The sequence below is a fragment of the Bombella apis genome, assembly GCF_018221685.1.
In the GTDB taxonomy this organism is placed as follows: domain Bacteria; phylum Pseudomonadota; class Alphaproteobacteria; order Acetobacterales; family Acetobacteraceae; genus Bombella; species Bombella apis.
This window is the reverse complement of the sequence record NZ_JAGJTM010000005.1, coordinates 64,516-82,253: the sequence shown is the minus strand read 5'-3', so window position 1 is coordinate 82,253 and position 17,738 is coordinate 64,516. Positions and strand designations below refer to the sequence as shown.

The following is a 17,738-nucleotide window of genomic DNA, read 5'->3' as shown; positions in this document are numbered from 1 at the left end:
CGATGCCCGGGATAAAGCACGCAATCGCAACTTTCTGGTGCCCCGGTCCTTGACTTGGAGGGCTGGATTAACCAATTCCAAGCTGCCCCATTACTGGCTTTCGAGTAAAGTTGACGGAGAGACGCATGGCCACAAAATCAGCCTCTGGATCAGACAGGAATGCACCAGAGCAGGACAGTTCTCCGCTTGATGTGCAGTCCTCGGCCGTCAAGAAGCTGATTGCCAAGGGGCGGTCTGCCGGTCACATCACGTTTGATGAACTGAATGCCATCCTCCCGCAGGACAAGATGTCTTCCGAGCAGATCGAGGACGTCATGGCTGCCCTCTCCGAAATGGGGATACAGGTGGTCGAAAGCGTGGACAAGGAGGAAGAAGAGGGCAGTAGCGAAGACCGTTCTGGCAATGACGACGCCTCGGATGACGAGGCGAATGGTGGTAATGTCGATGCTGTTGCGGCCAGCCGGACGGATGACCCTGTCCGAATGTATCTCCGTGAGATGGGAGCGGTGGAGCTCCTTTCCCGTGAGGGTGAGATTGCCATTGCCAAGCGTATTGAGGCCGGGCGTGGAGAGATGATCGGAGGGCTGTGCCGCAGCCCGCTGACCTTCCAGTCCATCCTGGGCTGGTATGAGCAGCTCAAGAACGAGACGCTGCTCCTGCGTGAGGTGATCGATCTTGAGGCCAGCCAGAGCGACCCTGAATCGCCAGAGGATATGGAAGACCTGACATCCGAGGAAGAGAACGAACCGGATGACGAGTCTGAGGACAGTGATGGAGATGGCAGTGGCAGCGAGGGGAGTGGCCTGTCACTCTCTGCGCTGGAGGAAAAACTCCGCCCGGACATCATGCTGCTGTTTGAAGCCTTCGAGCCGCTTTATCAGAAGCTGATAAAGATGCAGAGCCAGCGTCTCAAGGTCCTGCTGGAAGGGCGGTCCCCGTCCGATACGGACGAGAAGAAATATAACAAGCTGCGGACGGAGCTTGTCGCTCTTGTGGAGCGGATGCGCCTGCACAACAATCGTATTGAGGAGCTGGTCCAGTCCCTGAAGGCTCATGTGCAGAAGCTGAATGCCGTGGAGGGGCGGATGCTGCGTCTGGCAGAAACATGCAAGATTCCCCGTGAAGATTTCATGGACCGGTATCGTCATCAGGAGCTGGCGCCGGACTGGATCGAAGGCATCTGTCAGCTTCCCGGCAAAGGCTGGAAGACCCTGACAAGCAAGCACCTCCCCGCCCTTGAGAAAATGCGGGACGAAGTGGCTGCCCTGGCCAAGGAAACTGGCCTGCCGGTGGATGAGTTCCGTCTGGTCTATCAGACCATTTCCCGTGGGGAACGTGATTCCACCCGGGCAAAGAAGGAAATGATTGAGGCCAATCTGCGACTGGTGATCTCCATTGCCAAGAAATACACCAATCGTGGCCTTCAGTTCCTTGACCTGATCCAGGAAGGGAACATCGGCCTGATGAAGGCGGTAGACAAGTTTGAATATCGCCGTGGCTACAAGTTCTCCACCTATGCGACATGGTGGATCCGTCAGGCGATTACCCGCTCCATTGCCGATCAGGCCAAGACAATCCGTATCCCCGTGCACATGATCGAGACGATCAACAAGCTGGTGCGGACATCCCGGCAGATGCTGCATGAAATTGGCCGTGAGCCCGCCCCGGAAGAACTTGCTGAAAAGCTGGGTATGCCGCTGGAGAAAGTCCGCAAGGTCCTCAAGATCGCCAAGGAACCGATTTCCCTTGAGACACCGATCGGTGATGAGGAAGACAGTCATCTTGGTGACTTCATTGAGGACAAGACCGCCGTCATTCCGCTGGATGCCGCCATCCAGACGAACCTGCGTGAGGCAACGACCCGTGTTCTGGCCTCTCTGACGCCTCGTGAGGAGCGTGTGCTGCGCATGCGCTTTGGTATCGGCATGAACACCGATCACACGCTGGAGGAAGTGGGCCAGCAGTTCAATGTGACCCGTGAGCGTATCCGTCAGATTGAGGCCAAGGCGCTCCGCAAGCTCAAGCATCCGAGCCGCAGCCGCAAGCTGCGCTCCTTCCTTGATGATTGATCCGCTTTGCCGGTAAGGGCCTCGGGCCCTGCCGGTTTTCCTTGCCTTTGGGTCGTTTTTGTGCTTAAAGGCCGCTTTCCCTGCCGTGCGCTATGGCGGCGCAACGGCTATACCCGGCACTCCTTCATTGGGGGAGTGCGGTCAGGCCAGCACTGGGCTGGTCCGGGTTGACCTTATCCGAAGGGAGTTTTCATGCCACTTTATGAGACCGTGCTGATTGCACGTAACGATGTCTCTCAGGCTCAGGTTGAAACCCTGGTCGAGAACATCTCCGGTATTCTTGGCGAGCACGGCGGGACCATCCGCAAGCGTGAGTTCTGGGGTCTGCGTACCCTTGCTTACCGCATCAAGAAGAACCGCAAGGGCCATTATGTCCTGCTGGGGATTGAAGCCCCGGTCGAGGCCATGAACGAGATGAGCCGTCAGATGGGCCTGCATGACGATGTCCTGCGTCTGCTGACACTCCGTGTTGATGAGATCGATGAGACACCGTCCCCGATCCTGTCCCGCAAGGATGATCGTGGTGACCGTGGGTCCCGTGGTGGGGCTCGCAGCGGTGGGCGTTATGAGAGCGGTCGTGGCGGCCGTCGTCATAACGATTCCTCAGAGACGCGCGATCACAACGCGGCTGCAGCGGAGTAAGAAACCATGTCAGACACAAACACGACACCGGCAGTCAACCCTGCCTCCCGCCGTCTGGCTGTTGGGGCACGTCGTCCCTTCTACCGCCGTCGGAAATCCTGCCCGTTCTCCGGTGCGAACGCTCCGAAGATCGACTACAAGGACGTGCGTCTTCTGAGCCGTTTCCTGTCCGAGCGTGGCAAGATCGTCCCCAGCCGCATCACGGCAGTGTCGGCCAAAAAGCAGCGTGAACTGGCGCAGGCGATCAAGCGCGCCCGCTTCCTCGCCCTGCTCCCTTACGTTGTAAACTGAGGAGCACGACATGTCCCAGACATCACTGATTCTGCTTCAGCGTGTGGAAAATCTCGGCCAGATGGGCGACGTCGTCCGTGTGAAGCCGGGTTATGCCCGCAACTTCCTCCTGCCCAAGGGCAAGGCCCTGCGTGCCACGGCTGCAAACCGTGCCCGTTTTGATAACGAGCGCGCCCAGCTGGAAGCCCAGAACATCCGCAAGCGTGAAGAGGCTGAGCGTCTTTCCGAGCGTATGCATGGCCTGAGCGTGACGTTGATCCGTCAGGCTGGTGACAGCGGCAGCCTCTATGGCTCCGTGACACCGCGTGACATCGCTGCCGCTGCTACGGCTGCTGGCCTGACAGTGGCCCGCCAGCAGGTTGTGCTGGATGAGCCGATCAAGGTTCTTGGCCTTGTGGAAGCCCGCATCATCCTGCACCCGGAAGTCTCCATCCAGATCACGGTCAATGTGGCCCGTTCTGAGGAAGAGGCCGAGCGTCAGGCCCGTGGTGAGGCCGTCGGTCATGAAGAGGAAGAGGACAATATCCTCGGTGAGCTTCATGCCGAGCAGGCTGCTGAAGAGGCTGCGGCTGAGTCCGCTGCTCTGGCAGCTGAAGGCGAAGTTGCTGAAGGCGCTGGTCACGAGGGCTGATCTTCGATCATTCCTTTCGGACATCGTCCAGAAGAACCCGGCAGGCAAGGCGCCTGCCGGGTTTTTTCTTTTTGGGGGCGGGAAGAAAGTGACGCCTTTCAGCTGATGACGTTTTTCCAGTACGCTGGGGGGCTTGCCATATTGCTGGACTATGCCAAAGTCTGAAAAAGCAGTTGAAGCAGGGGGTTGGTAGCAACAGACCTGTTTCGTTCCGAATCAGGATGGAATAACGCATGAAATCGGTTCTTGATGCTCTGCTGAAGCGCTTCATTTATTTTGGTAGCCTGTCCGTGACCTATAGCGACGGCACGGTGCGACAGTATCAGGGAGAAAGGCCGGGGCGCAGGGCTGCTGTCCGGATCCTTACAGCCGCAGCGGAGAGGGCACTGGCTCTCAAACCAGCGCTTGCCTTCGGTGAAGAATATATGAACGGCACGGTCGTGCCTGATGGCTGTTCGCTGGAGGACGTCCTGTGGGTCATCATACCCAATGTGGAGCGTGGAGGGCTGTTGAGTGAGGATATCAGCGGCAGGCTGCGTTATGTCAGCCGTGTGCTGCGCCCTCTGAACTCGCTCAAGCGTTCCCGCAGCAATGTCGCTCATCATTATGACCTCAATGGCAGCCTGTATGAGCTGTTTCTCGATAAGGACAGACAGTATTCCTGCGCCTATTTCGAGCATGATGGCATGTCGCTTGATGATGCTCAGCGTGCCAAGAAGCGGCACATTGCTGCCAAGCTGAACCTGAATCAGCCGGGGCTGGAGGTTCTGGATATTGGCTGTGGCTGGGGTGGCATGGCCCTGACGCTTGCCCGGGATTACGGTGCAAAGGTGACGGGTATTACCCTGTCCGTTGAACAGCTTCAGGTGGCCCGTAAGAGGGCACAGGATGAGAAGCTGGATCATCTTGTGTCATTTGAGCTGCTGGATTACCGGACGCTGAAAAAGCAGTTCGACCGTATCGTGTCTGTCGGCATGTTCGAGCATGTCGGGGTGCGGCAGTATGAGACCTTCTTCAACCACATCAAGCGGCTTCTGAAACCGGATGGCGTGGCGGTCATTCATTCCATCGGGCGGATGGATGGGCCGGGCATGACCAATCCGTGGATTTCGAAATATATTTTCCCCGGCGGTTATTCTCCGGCCCTGAGCGAGACACTGGCTGCACTGGAGCAGACAGGTCTGTGGTTGACGGATTGCGAGGTCTGGCGCCTGCATTACGCCAAGACACTGGCACACTGGCGGAAGCGTTTTGATGGGAACAGGGAAAAGATACGGGCCCTGTATGATGACCGTTTCGTGCGGATGTTCGAGCTTTATCTGCTGGCCAGTGAGCTGGCCTTCCGTATTCAGGGGCATATGAACTTCCAGCTTCAGATCACCCGGGGCATTGAAGCAGTACCGTTGACTCGTGATTACATGTTTGAGGCTGAAAATGCCCAGCGGGAAAAAGACAGAGCGAAGACGGGAGGTTGAGCCTGTCGATAGGTCCGTGAAGAAGAAAGCCCCCCAGATAAATGATGGGGGGCTTTCTGTTTATGTATCGTTCTGCTTTTGCTGGAGATGACAGCGGGCGAGGCTGTCAAATTCGGCAATGGAGAGCGTCTCTGCCCGTCTGGTCGGGTCGATGCCGGTTTCTTCCAGCAGTATGGCCCCCTTGATGGGTTTTAGCGCAGCCCGCAGCATCTTGCGGCGCTGCCCGAAGGCGGCTGCCGTGACCTGTTCCATGGCCTTGAACAAGGCCGGAGAAGGCTGCTCAGCATGAGGGATGATGAGCGCCACAGCTGAGTGGACCTTGGGTGGTGGTGAGAAGGCCCCCGGTGGCAGGGTCAAGGCGATGGAGCAGTCAGCGCACCATTGTGAAAGAACGGCCAGCCGCCCGTAAGCGGAGGTGCCGGGGGCGGCGCAGACCCGTTCAGCCACCTCTTTCTGGAACATCAGAGCCATGCGGGACCATTGGTCGGCCTGTCGTAGCCAGCCTACAAGAAGAGGGGTGGCGACATTATAGGGCAGATTGGCGATGATCTGTCGGGGGGCGGGGGCGAGCTGGGCCGCATCCAGCTTCAGCGCATCCTGGCGGACGATGTGCAGCTGGTCTGGATAATGGGTCTGAAGCTCTTCAAGGAGAGGCCAGGCCCGTCGGTCAATTTCAACAGCATGAACGCTTCTGGCATTGGATTGCAGCAGGGCCCGGGTCAGCCCCCCCGGCCCGGGACCGATCTCCACGACGTGACTGTCGGTCAGATTGCCGCCCAGAGCGGCAATGCGCATGCAGAGCGTGGGGTCCAGCAGGAAGTGCTGGCCGAGTGTCTTGAGGGCGTCCAGCCCATGCGCCCGGATGCTCTCCCGCAGGGAAGGAAGGGGGGGCAGGGCAGTCTCGGGTGTCATCCGTGGGACAATACGGTTTTGGCGGCCGGACGGAGCTTGATGATGGCGTGGCGGCGCAGGGAACGCTGGAGCTGCTGGGAGGCCTGCTCAACACGTTCATTCATCAGCTGGTCGGCAATCTGGCCGGGTGTCTGCTGTGCCAGATTGCGTTCTTCGCGGGAGCAGACCATGATGAGCGCAATGCCATCCGGTGCCACAAGCGGGCGGGAGACATGCCCCGTGGGGATTTTCTCCACGACCTGCCGCATCTGCGGCGCAAGACGCTCCATGACCTGAAGGCCAGGATTGCTGGGGCGGGTATTGCCCAGGGAGGTGTTCAGGCTCTCCATCTCATTGCAGCTTTTGATGGTCTGGGACGCATGAAGAGCTTTCTGGAGGGAGAGCTTCTGCTGGTCTGTCGGTTCAGCTGGATTCAGGGCAGAGCTGAAGGGGAAGAAAGCCTGTCTCATGCTGAGGAGTGTCCCCATCTGCTTGCCGATGGTCCGGCGGGCATGGACAGTGACAATGGCATAACCGCCGGGAACCTTGATGGGGTTGGAGATGGCATTTTCCGGCATTTTTCTGATGACGGAAAGCACTTCCGGCTCGATGTTGTCTTCCTGCATCCATCCGCGGGAGCCCCCCTGAAGGGCGGACTGGTCCTGTGAGAACTGGGCTGCCACGATGGGAAAGGGAGCTCCGTTGCGCAGCTGTGTGATGATGGTCTTCACAAAGGAGAGTTCCGTCTCATCATGACGGGGATCAATGACAGGGATGAAGATTTCACTGATGAAATATTGCGGGCGGCCCGCTTCATTTTGAAGGGCCTGCTCACGCTGGGTGATCTGGAGGGGGGTCACACGGCTGCGAACGCCGAGGTCTTCCCGGAGAACCTGCATCCAGCCGATCTGGACACGCAGCTGGTCGATCAGGGTCGTCAGGGAGATGCCATCCGCTTTCAGGCGGTTCCGCAAGGCATTTTCCGGCATGCCATTGCGGGCCTCAATGGTGTGGATGGCCTCGGCAATCTGCTCAGGCTCGACATTGATGTGCCGGCCAAGGATTTCCTGCATTTTCAGCCGTTCATCAATCAGCTGGTTGATGAGCTGGCTGCGCATTCGTGCCATGATTTCGGGGGTGAGGGGCAGCCCGGTGGAAACGGCAAACAGCCGGGCCCGGTCTTCCACATCACGCTGTGTGAGGATCTGCCCGTTCACGATCGCAATGATCTGGTCTTCTGTCAGGGCAGAGGGAGAACCTGCCTGGTCTGATGGGGTCGCAGCTGCCTGCTTCTGGGCTGGGGCCTGCCCATGGCGGGCGGCCACGGCGCCACCGCCGACCATCAGGGCGGCGCAGGCTGTCAGGGGCAGAAGGGTGGAGCGGGAGAGACGGGAGCAGAAGGACGTGGTCAAGATCATTTTCCGAACGTACCGAGAGATCTGAGTGAAATGCTGAAGCCGACAGACAGTCTGGGGCGCCGTCCCCCAATGCGGGTGTTCTGACGGGAGACATAGAAATTTGTTGTGAGACAGTCGTTAGAGTAGCCGATTACCCCACCATTCGCCACAAATTCCTTACGGGAAATACTGCGCCGTGTGTAGTAGGCGAAATGGACATGTTTCCACCGGCCCGTGACGCCCCCGCTGATCTCGCTTGTCTTGCTGAGATAGGGATTGTTCAGGATTGTGGGGTCCAGATGTCTGAAATGCGGGGTGTAGTAATAGTAATATGATGTTATCGGCTCATAGACATACCCGGCCGATACACGCAGGAAAGGCAGCCCGGCAGAAACGAGGCCCTCCCCGTAATCGAAGCTCCGGCTGTAGGGATTGAAGCGCCCGCGGGCTGTCAGGTCGAAAAAGCGCGACGGTGTCATCTGGATCCGTCCGACAGGGTCGGAGAAGGTGTGCTGGACACCAGAATAGGCAAGATAGGCCGGACCACCACGGGTGGGGTGTTCGATGAAGCTCTCCCCGATCAGCATGTCGATGGAGCGGCCATTCCAGCTCCAGTTCTGATGCAGGCCGACATTGGCCCGCAGGCCACCATCAAGCCGGTCGGTGCCCATGTACCGGTTCAGCGCGAACAGCGTCGTATCGTTGAACTCGTAGGCGAAGCTGTCTTCATTGGGGAGCTGTCTGTGCAGGGCATTACCGGTATTGGGGGCGGCGATCAGCTGCACGATGGGCTCAAGAACCTGCGTGCCATGCCCTTTGGCAAAGGAGCGGAGAAAGGGCCAGCTGACCTTGACAGCCACCGTCGGCTGGGCCTGCCCCCGGACATGGGAGCCTGCATTTTCATAGAGCGGCTGCTCATGCATGCGGGTGGCGTGGTAGAGCATGGAGTCAACACGGGCGGTCAGCACCCATTGCTGTCCCCAACGGTTGGTCCATGGGCGGTCCCACTGGAGGGCAAGCTCGCCACGCTGGTCGTTGGCACCACGCTCGCGCAGGACCACGAAATCGGTCGTGTGGATGCTCAGCCGCCCGCCGAGCCGGTCCGGCTCTCCCTGGAACTCATAGGTGAAGCGGGGCAGGGAATAGGGCAGGTCCCTGTTGTTGATGAGCCCCTGGTTCAGCCCCTGATAGACCTGCGTATCCAGCCGGAGATAGGAGCCGACCCCGAAGCCTTCCAGATAGGCGTTGGAATTGAGCGTGTCGTTGCCATAGCCTGGCAGGCTGTAGTCGCGCATGTAGTTGGCTGAGGTGGCACGATTGGCATTGAAGCCAACCCGCCAGTGCGGAGAGAGATTGAACTCGCCACGGCTGGCGATATAGGCCTGTGCGCCGTGTTCTTTCCCGCCGTTGCTGAGCTCGCCAAAGGCGTTGTAGAAGGGCCGTCCCCGCAGGGTGTCATCAGCCACCCCGCCCTCAAAACGGATATAACCGTTGTTCAGGCGGTTGCGGTAGATGGTGGAAAGCTGCGGGCCGGATTTGGTGGAGACCAGCGGTGTGAAGGTGGCGTCCTGATGTCCGTCAATGACCCAGTAATAGGGCAGGCTGAAGACCGTACCCAGATAATGGTCATGGGGTTTGACATTGAAATTCAGCAGGCCACTGTGGCGTTGTGAGCTGGGATCCGTGACAGGCAGATAAGGAAAATAGAAGACCGGCACACCAAGGACATGCAGCCAGGCCCGGTCGAACTCTATGTTCTGGTTGTCCTTGTCCTGCGTCATGCCATGGGCCTTGATGTCCCAGACGGGTGAGCGCTCGGGGTGAGCCGCACAGACGGGACAGGCCGTATAGACGGGGTTGGCAAAATCCGTCACGCGGCTGTTGCTCCGGCGCATGCCGCTGCTGGAGAGTTTGGCCTCATCTGGCATGCGGACATACATGGAGGAGCCGACAGCATCTTTCATGCCGTGGGCCAGCTCGACATGATCAGCGTAGGCGATGGTCCCGTCAGGCTGTGTCAGGGCTACATGATGGATGGCCCTGATGATGCCTGCTGCCCGGTCGTAGGTGACCGTATCAGCCCGGAGGGTCTGCTCGCCCTGCCAGAGGCGGACATTCCCCTCCAGAATGAGCAGCCCGGTTTTATCGTAGCTTTCATGGTCGGCCAGATACGTCACCGGGTCTGAGCTGGAAACACGCCCATCTGCTGAACTGTCCGTCGTCGGGCTGGAGGGCAGAGTGCGGGCATTCTTCGGGGCTTTTGCCCGGGGAGCTGTGCCCGCCATGGCTGCCGTGCTGTCGGGAGTGGTCTGCGGGGCGGGCTGGGCAGAGGCAGGAATGACCTGAAGCAGGGCCCCCAGGGCTGTCCCTGCAAGGGCCTGGCTAAGCAGTGACCGGGGCTTTCCAGCGCGGAATGGAAAGTCATCAGACAGTGGCATCAGCCATCCTCCAAGTGCAGCAGCAGGGCTGCGGCAAGACACAAACCGGCACCCGCCGGACCCCATGCAGCAGGGAACGGGGGTAGAGCTCCAGACTTTCCCAGCTGCTCGGCTATTTTGGAGACAGCAAAAAGGGCAAAGCCAGCGGTGACACCAACGCCCAGCATGCGCATGATCCCGCCCCGCCCGGCTGGGCGCATGGAAAAACCGGCGGAAACAAGCGTCATGGTGACGGCCAGCATAGGAAGGGCCAGTAGCCCTTGAAAGTGGAGACGATAAGGTATCGTGGAAAAACCGGAATGACGCAACAGTTTAATCACTCCGGGCAATGCCCAGAGGGACAGGGCATCAGCTGGAAGGGTGCGCTGTTTTAAGGTTTCCGCAGTGATTCCGGAGGGGAACAGGCTGTCATTTTTCCATTGTGGGGGATGGCCATCCGAAAGGACAAGAACGCCATGGAGTCTCCACAAGCCATCCGCAAGCAGACCTTCGGAGACTTCCATCCGCTGCTGGAGTGTCATGTCATGACCCAGCCGGAAGATGGTGATGGCCTGCCCGCGCAGGGTCCGGCCCTGCTGCTGGAGTGTGCCGATATGAAAAATGACATCACCATGGGCAGCCGGATTGCCGGGGTCCCGTATCCATAGATCGGAAAAACGGGTTCCGTCATGGTCGTGCTGGCCCCGCAGCCATGTCTTGTCCAGCTGGGCCGCCAGCCCGTAGCTGAAGGAGGAAAGGGGCGACAGCCCGGCACTGACGGCAAGTCCCATCAGCGCGGCACAGAACGCAGGGCTGGTGAGAACCTGCCAGGCGGATATTCCCGCTGCCCGGGTTACGACAAGTTCGGAAGACCGGGCCAGACGGGAGAAGCAGATCACACCCCCCAGCAATATGGCAAAGGGCAGGATATAGATCACATAATACGGCACATGCAGGGCGGTGATTTCCAGCACGCGCATGAGGCCAGCCTCTGGATGGGAGGCAGCCCGACGGAGGAGGTCGATGAAGTCAAACAGGGAGATCAGTCCGGTCAGGGCCAATAGGGTCAGGCACGTTGTCATGACGAACCGGCGGCCGACATAACGGGCAAGAGTGAAAGAGAAACCGGAATGGACCATGGGGGCGCAGCGCTCTCTGTCGTGTCGGGCTAGCGGGAGGCCGGGGAGGGAACAGGGGCGGCGGACAGCCTGTAACGGCGGGTGGCATCCCACAGCAGAAGCCCTCCCCCGAGGGTAATGGGCAGCAGAACCTCCGTCCATAGCAGGGGCACGAGTGATGGGTCTCTTTCCGCCAGATTCTTGAGCATCAGGGACAGGATCATCAGCCCCACGACGCTCAGGATGGCCACTGTTGGCCGGATGATGTTGCCATGGCGGCTGAAACGCCCCCGCAGCACGCAGAGCAGCCCGATCATGCCGTAGGACAGGCAGGCCAGCGGGCCGGTCAGGCGTGTCCAGCCTTCGATGAGCAGCTTGTTGCGTGCATGGGGGGACAGATCGCCCTGTGGGTGGAAAAGCTGGGACATGGTCAGTTCCGCCACGTCCGGGTTGAGGGCCTGGTCATGTGGGGAGCCGAAATCCAGCGTTTCAAGCTGGAAGAGCAGGGTACTCAGTTCCCCGGTCCGGCGGTTGAGTGTCTGGCGGGAGCCGTTATGCAGGATCAGGCGCAGCGTATTGCCGTGCGGCTCTGCCAGCCCATCCTCGGCAAGGATGGTCACGGGATTGGCCGGAACCCGGTTGTCCTCAATCATGATACCACCAAAACTGTCATCGCTGCGGCGTTCACGGACATAAACGGTCATGGCTTTCGAGATGGGGGTGAAGACCCCTTCTTCCAGCAGGAAGGCGGCCGCCCGGTTGCGGATTTCCAGCTCATACCGGTGGAAGTGATGATAGGCGAGAGGTGCCCCCCACAGGCTCAATCCATAAGCTGTCAGAGTGGCAAAACCGGCGCAGAGCAGGCCGGGGCAGGCCAGTCGTAGAGGGGACAGACCGGTAGCCTGGAGGATGGTCAGTTCCCGGTCACTGTCCAGCCGCTGATAGACCCAGAGAATGACGAGGAAGCAGGTCACCGGCAGAATGACGGTGATGAAGGAGGGGAGCATCAGCAGGGTCAGATGCAGGAAGGCTGGCAGGGAGAGACCGTGCTGGACGATCATGCCGATGAAATGCAGCGACTGGGTCAGCCATATCAGGGCAGTGGCTCCGCCCGTCAGGGCGGCCAGTCCCAGAAGCAGGTGCTGGAGGATGTAACGTTCCCGCAGGGGGAGGAGCCTTTCGGGTTTTATGAGGCGCCCGCCCCTGCCTGCATGGAGCCGGGCCATGTCAGGTTGGGGGAGCGGCAGAATCCGTCGGGCGGGGAGCGGCCGCCCGTTTCAGCCTGTCTTTCAGGGCACGGCCCAGCCCGGCATCCGGCAGGGGAGCCACGGCTATGCCGGCCAGTCCCTGCCGGCTGGCAGATTGGTCCAGCTGGCGCAGGCTGGCAAACAGGCGGCGGGCAGCTTCTTCCACATTGCCATCGGGGCTGAGATTGAGGGTGAGGCTGGAGGAAACTGTCTCAGCCTGTGTGTCCCCAAAGGTCAGGAAGGCCTCATCGGGTTGGGCGTGGGTAGCATCCAGCCTGACAGGCAGGGACGGTGCATAATGGGATGAGAGCTGCCCCGGGGCGTTGGGGTGGCTGGTGCCATCAGCTGCGCCAGCATGGTCGGCCACAATGATGGGACCGCAGATTTCCTGCAACTCTTCCAGCGTCACGCCTCCGGGGCGGCGGAGTATGGGGTGGGACCCGGAGAGGTCCAGCACGGTGCTTTCCAGCCCGACGGCACAGGGCCCCGTGTCCAGCACGGCATCAATCCGGCCTTCCAGCTCGTCCAGAACGTGACGTGCGGTGGAAGGGCTGACCCTGCCGGAACGATTGGCGGAAGGAGCCGCAATGGGAGCCCCGGCCAGGCGGAGCAGGTCTTCCACCGCACGGCCTTTGGGAACACGGACCGCCAGCGTTTCCAACCCTGCGGTGACCGCCTGTGCAATACGGCTCTTCGCATGGCGGGGCAGGATGAGTGTCAGCGGCCCGGGCCAGAAACGCTGGGCCAGACGTCGGGCCATGTCATGCAGGGGAATGGCCATGTCGGCCTCGGCAAAGGCGGCATCAGCTGAAGCGAAATGACTGATGAGGGGATTGAAGGATGGGCGTCCTTTTGCCTTGAAGATACGCTCCACTGTCCGCTGTGAGGTGGCCAGCCCTCCCAGCCCGTAGACTGTTTCCGTCCCGAAGGCGACCAGAGCCCCCTGCCGGAGCAGCCGGGCTGCACGCCGGATACCATCATGGTCCTGGTCGAGCCGTTCTGTGCGGTGATGGGAGGAGGCAGTATGGGGCATGGTGATGATACCGGGTGATGAAGCGGGGAGGGGGAGAGAGTTGGGAGGGGGAGGTCAGTCCTGCGAATATCCGGTGCAGAAGAAGGGGGAGTTGAGCCAGCCCTTTTTGCCGTAGCGCAGTGTCTGGCCTGCATCGTCCAGCAGGTGCCCGCCTGCGGCTTCCAGGATGGCCTGCGGGGCAGCGGTGTCCCATTCCATGGTTGGACCGAAGCGGGGGTAGAAATCAGCCTTGCCCTCGGCAATGAGGATGATCTTGGCGGCAGACCCCATGTGCGTGACGGACTGGACATGCCGCCCGGCCAGCCATTTTTTCAGCAGGGCCTCGGATGTGTGGTGAGATGATGTCAGAACCCGCAGCCCATCCGGTCCCGGCTCTGTCGTCCTGATGGGGTGGCGCTGCGTGCCGATCAGCTGGAAGGCTCCCTGCCCGATACCCCCGCCATACACGCCCTGTCTGGCGGGCAGGGCCACGGCACCCAGCACGGGCCTGTTGTTGCGGATCAGCCCGATATTGATGGTGAAATCTTCCCCTCCGGCGGCGAACCCCCGTGTGCCATCAAGGGGATCAATCAGCCAGTAGCTGTTGCCCGCCGGGACATGGATGCCCGCGGCATGTTCCTCTTCCGCAATGGCGGGGATGGCCGGGCAGGCGTCCCGCAGGCGGGCGAGGATGTGGCGCTCCGATGCCTTGTCTGCTTCCGTGACAGGCGAGGAATCGGCCTTGATCTCGGTCTGGAACCCACGGTCACGGATCTCTCTTACGATCCCGGCGGCTTCGATGGCAATTTCCAGAGCCAGCGTCAGCAGCTCATGGTCGTGTGGGAGGGTCTCGGGGGAAACAGTCATGGCAACAGGTTACCGTATTATGGATCATTCGTCACTTCTCCTCTTCTCTGCTATGATGGGCGGACTGAAAAGAGGAAGTCCCATCCCGTCACGCTCATGTGAGGCTGGTCCGCCAGTCCTGGCCGGGGCTGTGGCTTTCTTTGCAGATGAGGGCAGGGTCCATGCTGTTCCTGCAGAAGGTGGGGCCTGCCAGAAGAATGAAACAGGATGATCATGATCGATATTTCTTTTACAGCAGCAGCCCGCCCGGAAGATGGTAATGGCCTTTCCGCTGTTCTGCTCTGTCATGGAGCGGAGTTTGCACAGGGTGCCGTGTTCCGCCAGCATGATGAGGCCCTGGGCGGTGCCCTGTCCCGTGCTGTTTCCTTGCGGGACTTCTCTGGCAAGGCCGGACAGACTCTCAGCCTGACAGCTCCATCAGCGGCTGTGGCGCAGTTCCACCTTCTGGGCTGCGCCCCGGCGGATGATGAGCCGCAGAGTGTTGGGACGGCGGCCCGGAGTGCCGGGGGTGAGGCTGTGAAACTGCTGAAGGCCAGCGGTGTCGAGGCGCAGGACGCTGCCTTGCTGCTGGAAGCCGGGCAGGCGCCGCTGGCGGCGGAAATCGCCCTGGGTGCCCAGCTGGGCAGCTATCGGTTTGACCGCTACAGAACGGTAAGCAGCAGGACACCGGCCCTTCAGGCACTGCATGTGGTCCTGCCTGATGCTGGACAGCTGGCAGAGGCCCGGGCAGGCTGGAAGGAGCTGGAAGGGCTTGGCAGAAGTGTTTTCCTGACGCGGGACCTCGTCAACGAGCCCGCCAATGTCCTTTTCCCGGAGGAATTTGCACAGCGCATCAAAGAGCTGGAATCTCTGGGGCTGGAGGTCGAGGTGCTGGACCGTGCCCGGATGGAAGAGCTTGGCTTTGGGGCCCTGCTGGGCGTGGCGCAGGGCAGCGAGAAGCCGCCTTTCACCGTCATCATGCGGCATAGGGGGGCTGCCGGGACTGACAGTGCGCCGCTGGCCTTCATCGGCAAGGGTGTGACCTTTGATTCCGGTGGCATTTCCATCAAGCCCGCTGCTGGCATGGATGAAATGAAGATGGACATGGGCGGTGCTGCCGCTGTTGTGGGCGTGATGAGCGCTCTGGCCCGCCGGAAGGCACCGGTCAATGCCGTGGGGGTTGTCGGCCTTGTGGAAAACATGGTTTCCGGGGCGGCCCAACGTCCGGGTGATATCGTGAAAAGCCATAGCGGGCAGACCATCGAGGTGCTGAATACTGATGCGGAAGGGCGTCTCGTTCTGGCGGATCTCCTGTCCTACACACGGCAGACTTTTGAACCGGCCCTGATGGTCAATCTGGCCACGCTGACAGGGGCCATTGTCGTGGCTTTGGGCAGCGATCATGCTGGGCTGTTCAGCAATGATGACCAGCTTGCCAGTGCGTTGGCCCAGGCTGGTGAGGAAAGCGGTGAGACCCTGTGGCGCATGCCGATGGGGGCCTCTTACAATCGCCGGATTGATTCCGACATTGCCGACATGAAGAACATCGGGGGACGGCCGGGCAGTTCCATTCTGGCAGCCGAATTCCTGAAGCGTTTTGTCGGGGATACACCCTGGGCTCATCTGGATATCGCCGGCACAGCGTGGGCAGAGCAGGCTTCTGCCATTACCCCTAAAGGTGCCAGTGGGTTTGGTGTACGGCTGCTGGACCGGTTTGTCCGGTTGCATCAGGAGAGAACGTCCCGGTACTGAGGGATGGAGAGACGGGCAGTCCCCGCAGGGGGGCATGTCCGGGCTGGCCCTTGCTGGTTTCCCCCCTGTGGGAAAGGAAACCGGCAAGGGCTTTTCATGAAAGAGGCATGACATGCAGGAGCCGTCTGATGGGCTGGTCACGCGCAGGGTGTATCCGCCGCAGGACGTGCAGGTGGGGTTCTATCATCTGACACGGACGTCTTTTGAAGCCGCCCTGCCTGCCCTGCTGAACCGGACGCTTGAGGCTGGCGAGCGTGCCGTGATCCGCTGTCAGGATGCCGGGCAGGTCAAGATGCTGGACGAGGCCCTGTGGGCCACGCCTGCCGGTGTCTGGCTGCCACATGGCAGCCGTGCGATGGGCCATGCGGACCGCCAGCCTGTCTGGCTGACAGCGTGTGATGAATTACCCAATGGCGGCGCCTTCCTGTTCCGCATGAATGGGGCCTGGGATGGGGCGCTGACGGGGTTCAGGAGGATTTTCGACCTGTTCAACGGGCATGACGGGGACGCCGTCCAGCAGGCCCGTCTGCGCTGGAAAGAGATGAAACAGGCCGGATACCGCCTGACATACTGGCAGCAGGACGCCAGAGGTTGGAGAAGGGCAGGGTAAAGCCGGACATGTCGTTTCATGACCCTTTCATGGTCTGTCTGCTGGTTTTTATGGCCGTGCTGCTCTGTGGGGAGAGGCATGTCCGCATTTTTGTCAGCGGGCTCTGGCGTTCCGTGCCACTGGCTCTCTGGCGGCGGGGTGGCTGCCACATGGCAGGCATGGTCGTGGCCATGCTGGCGCTGGCAGTCTCGCACCATGTGGGGGCGGCGGCCTGTCTGGTGGCCGTGTCGCTCACCCTCATGGGAGGAGGGACCGTTTTTCAGCCCGTCTGGGGGATTCCGGCGCTGGTTGGGTATGGTCTGCTGCCTGATGGGGCAGGGGGCGTGGGGTTGATGGCCGTCTGTCTCTGGGGTGCGGGCCGGGCCGGCAGCGATGGGGCGGCCCGTCTGGTCGCCCTGTTCCTGCTGCTGGGGCTGGGGCATGGGTTGGCTGCTCTGCATCCTCTGGGGTGGGTTCTGGCCGCTGTCGGTCTGGCGGGGGTATGTCTTCTGGCCGGGGCGTGGCCGGACCGGCTCTCCCTGTATCGGCACTGTCGGTTGGTGCGGCCAGTGCTTCTGTTGGGCATTGTGGAAATTTCACGCCAACAGGGCATGGACCTTGGGGTGGAGGGTGCCCTTTTTGCGCTTCTGCTGGACCTTGTCTGTCAGTCTCTGGCTGTGATCTGGCACCGGGCGGCCCTGCTGCTGTTGCCAGCTCCGCCGTTGCCGGGATTTGTCGTAGGGTGGGTTGGTCTTCATGCGGCTTTGGGGTTGAGCAGCAGTACGGAAGGATGGACCGTGGTGGGCTGTTTGCTGGGGGTGGCCATCATGGGGCTTGCCTGTGGGGATGGCATGGTGCTGCTGGGTGAAGGTGCGGCCGTCCTGCCAGAGGAGCGCCGCCGGTCCTGGATATGGGGTCTCTTTCTGGCCATGGGGCTGCCTTCGGCCTGTGGCATGGTGGCAGGCTGGATGACGGGCCATGGTGCGGGTTGGGCGGCCTGGTTGTATGGCCTGTCCGGTGGTGATGGCAGTCTGATGGCTCTGCCGCTGTTCTGGGCGGGCCTGCTGCCTCTCTGGTTCTGCCTGTCCCGTGGGCGCTGGCGTGATGGGCCGGATGCTGGCCTGCAACGGGATGGAGGGAGCAGCCCCATGCTGGGTAGTCTCCAGCCTTACATGCAGGCACAGCCTGTCCGTCCCCGGGGCCTGCGGCGGTGGTTGATGCGGGGGCAGCGGCAGGTTCGCAGTGTTCGTCTTTCCGCAAGGGAGATTCTGTCCCTTCTCCCTGTGCAGGAGCCGGAAGCAGTTTTCTGGCTTGTCTTTCTGGGGGGGGTGCTGGTTGTCATGGGGCTGGCGCAATGATGG

The 17,738-nt window shown here is 60.8% G+C and carries 15 protein-coding genes; 8 read left to right on the top strand and 7 right to left on the bottom strand.

The annotated features are described in order from the left end of the window. Positions 1-125: 125 nt before the first annotated feature. The 5 genes from rpoD to J8Z04_RS07475 all read left to right on the top strand — a co-directional run bounded on the left by rpoD (position 126) and on the right by J8Z04_RS07475 (position 5,108). Positions 126-2,069 carry an RNA polymerase sigma factor RpoD gene (gene rpoD / locus J8Z04_RS07495; RefSeq protein WP_043557893.1) on the top strand — a complete coding sequence of 648 codons (1,944 nt, stop codon included), beginning with the start codon at positions 126-128 and terminating at the stop codon, positions 2,067-2,069. A gap of 192 nt (positions 2,070-2,261) precedes the next feature. After that, positions 2,262-2,711 (top strand): 30S ribosomal protein S6, encoded by a 450-nt coding sequence (gene rpsF, locus J8Z04_RS07490; protein ID WP_043557894.1) that lies wholly within the window; start codon positions 2,262-2,264, stop codon positions 2,709-2,711. 6 nt (positions 2,712-2,717) lie between these two features. Next, entirely contained in the window at positions 2,718-3,002 is a 285-nt protein-coding gene (gene rpsR / locus J8Z04_RS07485; RefSeq protein ID WP_043557896.1) for a 30S ribosomal protein S18, read from the top strand. A gap of 10 nt (positions 3,003-3,012) precedes the next feature. Next, complete coding sequence (rplI, locus tag J8Z04_RS07480; protein WP_043557897.1) at positions 3,013-3,633, top strand: 50S ribosomal protein L9; 621 nt, start codon at positions 3,013-3,015, stop codon at positions 3,631-3,633. 233 nt (positions 3,634-3,866) lie between these two features. Continuing rightward, positions 3,867-5,108: an SAM-dependent methyltransferase gene (locus J8Z04_RS07475; RefSeq protein WP_043557898.1), complete on the top strand. Its 1,242-nt coding sequence runs from the start codon at positions 3,867-3,869 to the stop codon at positions 5,106-5,108. A 60-nt stretch (positions 5,109-5,168) separates the two neighbouring features. Here J8Z04_RS07475 and rsmA read toward each other — a convergent pair whose 3' ends face one another. Genes rsmA through J8Z04_RS07440 form a run of 7 tightly spaced genes read right to left on the bottom strand, consistent with a single transcriptional unit; the run spans position 5,169 to position 14,057 of the window. After that, complete coding sequence (gene rsmA, locus J8Z04_RS07470; RefSeq protein ID WP_103765208.1) at positions 5,169-6,020, bottom strand: 16S rRNA (adenine(1518)-N(6)/adenine(1519)-N(6))-dimethyltransferase RsmA; 852 nt, start codon at positions 6,018-6,020, stop codon at positions 5,169-5,171. Further along, the gene (locus tag J8Z04_RS07465) at positions 6,017-7,417 is read right to left on the bottom strand and encodes a peptidylprolyl isomerase (RefSeq protein ID WP_408610220.1); all 1,401 of its coding nucleotides are present in this window, start codon (positions 7,415-7,417) and stop codon (positions 6,017-6,019) included. The genes rsmA and J8Z04_RS07465 overlap by 4 nt, the downstream gene beginning before the upstream one ends. Then, a complete protein-coding gene (locus tag J8Z04_RS07460) occupies positions 7,414-9,834 on the bottom strand; it encodes an LPS-assembly protein LptD (RefSeq protein ID WP_192848458.1) in 2,421 nt (806 codons plus the stop codon). The genes J8Z04_RS07465 and J8Z04_RS07460 overlap by 4 nt, the downstream gene beginning before the upstream one ends. After that, positions 9,834-10,952 carry an LPS export ABC transporter permease LptG gene (gene lptG / locus J8Z04_RS07455; RefSeq protein WP_192848459.1) on the bottom strand — a complete coding sequence of 373 codons (1,119 nt, stop codon included), beginning with the start codon at positions 10,950-10,952 and terminating at the stop codon, positions 9,834-9,836. The genes J8Z04_RS07460 and lptG overlap by 1 nt, the downstream gene beginning before the upstream one ends. A 29-nt stretch (positions 10,953-10,981) precedes the next feature. Beyond that, positions 10,982-12,157: an LptF/LptG family permease gene (locus tag J8Z04_RS07450; RefSeq protein WP_086431250.1), complete on the bottom strand. Its 1,176-nt coding sequence runs from the start codon at positions 12,155-12,157 to the stop codon at positions 10,982-10,984. Position 12,158: 1 nt separating this feature from the next. Beyond that, positions 12,159-13,211, bottom strand: coding sequence for an L-threonylcarbamoyladenylate synthase (locus J8Z04_RS07445; protein ID WP_043557902.1), 1,053 nt, complete (start codon positions 13,209-13,211; stop codon positions 12,159-12,161). Between the two features lie 54 nt (positions 13,212-13,265). Then, a complete protein-coding gene (locus J8Z04_RS07440) occupies positions 13,266-14,057 on the bottom strand; it encodes a 3'(2'),5'-bisphosphate nucleotidase CysQ family protein (protein ID WP_192848460.1) in 792 nt (263 codons plus the stop codon). Between the two features lie 213 nt (positions 14,058-14,270). On the opposite strand from J8Z04_RS07440, the gene J8Z04_RS07435 reads away from it, so the two are divergent. From J8Z04_RS07435 to J8Z04_RS07425, 3 genes are all read left to right on the top strand, one after another. Continuing rightward, on the top strand, positions 14,271-15,788 hold the full coding sequence (locus J8Z04_RS07435; RefSeq protein ID WP_192848461.1) for a leucyl aminopeptidase: 1,518 nt from the start codon (positions 14,271-14,273) through the stop codon (positions 15,786-15,788). 112 nt (positions 15,789-15,900) lie between these two features. Further along, a complete protein-coding gene (locus tag J8Z04_RS07430) occupies positions 15,901-16,398 on the top strand; it encodes a DNA polymerase III subunit chi (RefSeq protein ID WP_052348873.1) in 498 nt (165 codons plus the stop codon). A gap of 8 nt (positions 16,399-16,406) precedes the next feature. After that, a complete protein-coding gene (locus J8Z04_RS07425; protein WP_192848462.1) occupies positions 16,407-17,735 on the top strand; it encodes a hypothetical protein in 1,329 nt (442 codons plus the stop codon). Positions 17,736-17,738 lie beyond the last annotated feature (3 nt).

Coding starts and splice junctions, on each gene's coding strand:
- J8Z04_RS07460 (WP_192848458.1), bottom strand. CDS start 9,834: ATGCCACTGTCTGATGACTTTCCATTCCGCGCTGGAAAGCCCCGGTCA.
- rpsF (WP_043557894.1), top strand. CDS start 2,262: ATGCCACTTTATGAGACCGTGCTGATTGCACGTAACGATGTCTCTCAG.
- rsmA (WP_103765208.1), bottom strand. CDS start 6,020: ATGACACCCGAGACTGCCCTGCCCCCCCTTCCTTCCCTGCGGGAGAGC.
- rpsR (WP_043557896.1), top strand. CDS start 2,718: ATGTCAGACACAAACACGACACCGGCAGTCAACCCTGCCTCCCGCCGT.
- rplI (WP_043557897.1), top strand. CDS start 3,013: ATGTCCCAGACATCACTGATTCTGCTTCAGCGTGTGGAAAATCTCGGC.
- J8Z04_RS07430 (WP_052348873.1), top strand. CDS start 15,901: ATGCAGGAGCCGTCTGATGGGCTGGTCACGCGCAGGGTGTATCCGCCG.
- rpoD (WP_043557893.1), top strand. CDS start 126: ATGGCCACAAAATCAGCCTCTGGATCAGACAGGAATGCACCAGAGCAG.
- J8Z04_RS07445 (WP_043557902.1), bottom strand. CDS start 13,211: ATGCCCCATACTGCCTCCTCCCATCACCGCACAGAACGGCTCGACCAG.
- J8Z04_RS07450 (WP_086431250.1), bottom strand. CDS start 12,157: ATGGCCCGGCTCCATGCAGGCAGGGGCGGGCGCCTCATAAAACCCGAA.
- J8Z04_RS07435 (WP_192848461.1), top strand. CDS start 14,271: ATGATCGATATTTCTTTTACAGCAGCAGCCCGCCCGGAAGATGGTAAT.
- J8Z04_RS07475 (WP_043557898.1), top strand. CDS start 3,867: ATGAAATCGGTTCTTGATGCTCTGCTGAAGCGCTTCATTTATTTTGGT.
- J8Z04_RS07440 (WP_192848460.1), bottom strand. CDS start 14,057: ATGACTGTTTCCCCCGAGACCCTCCCACACGACCATGAGCTGCTGACG.
- lptG (WP_192848459.1), bottom strand. CDS start 10,952: ATGGTCCATTCCGGTTTCTCTTTCACTCTTGCCCGTTATGTCGGCCGC.
- J8Z04_RS07425 (WP_192848462.1), top strand. CDS start 16,407: ATGTCGTTTCATGACCCTTTCATGGTCTGTCTGCTGGTTTTTATGGCC.
- J8Z04_RS07465 (WP_408610220.1), bottom strand. CDS start 7,417: ATGATCTTGACCACGTCCTTCTGCTCCCGTCTCTCCCGCTCCACCCTT.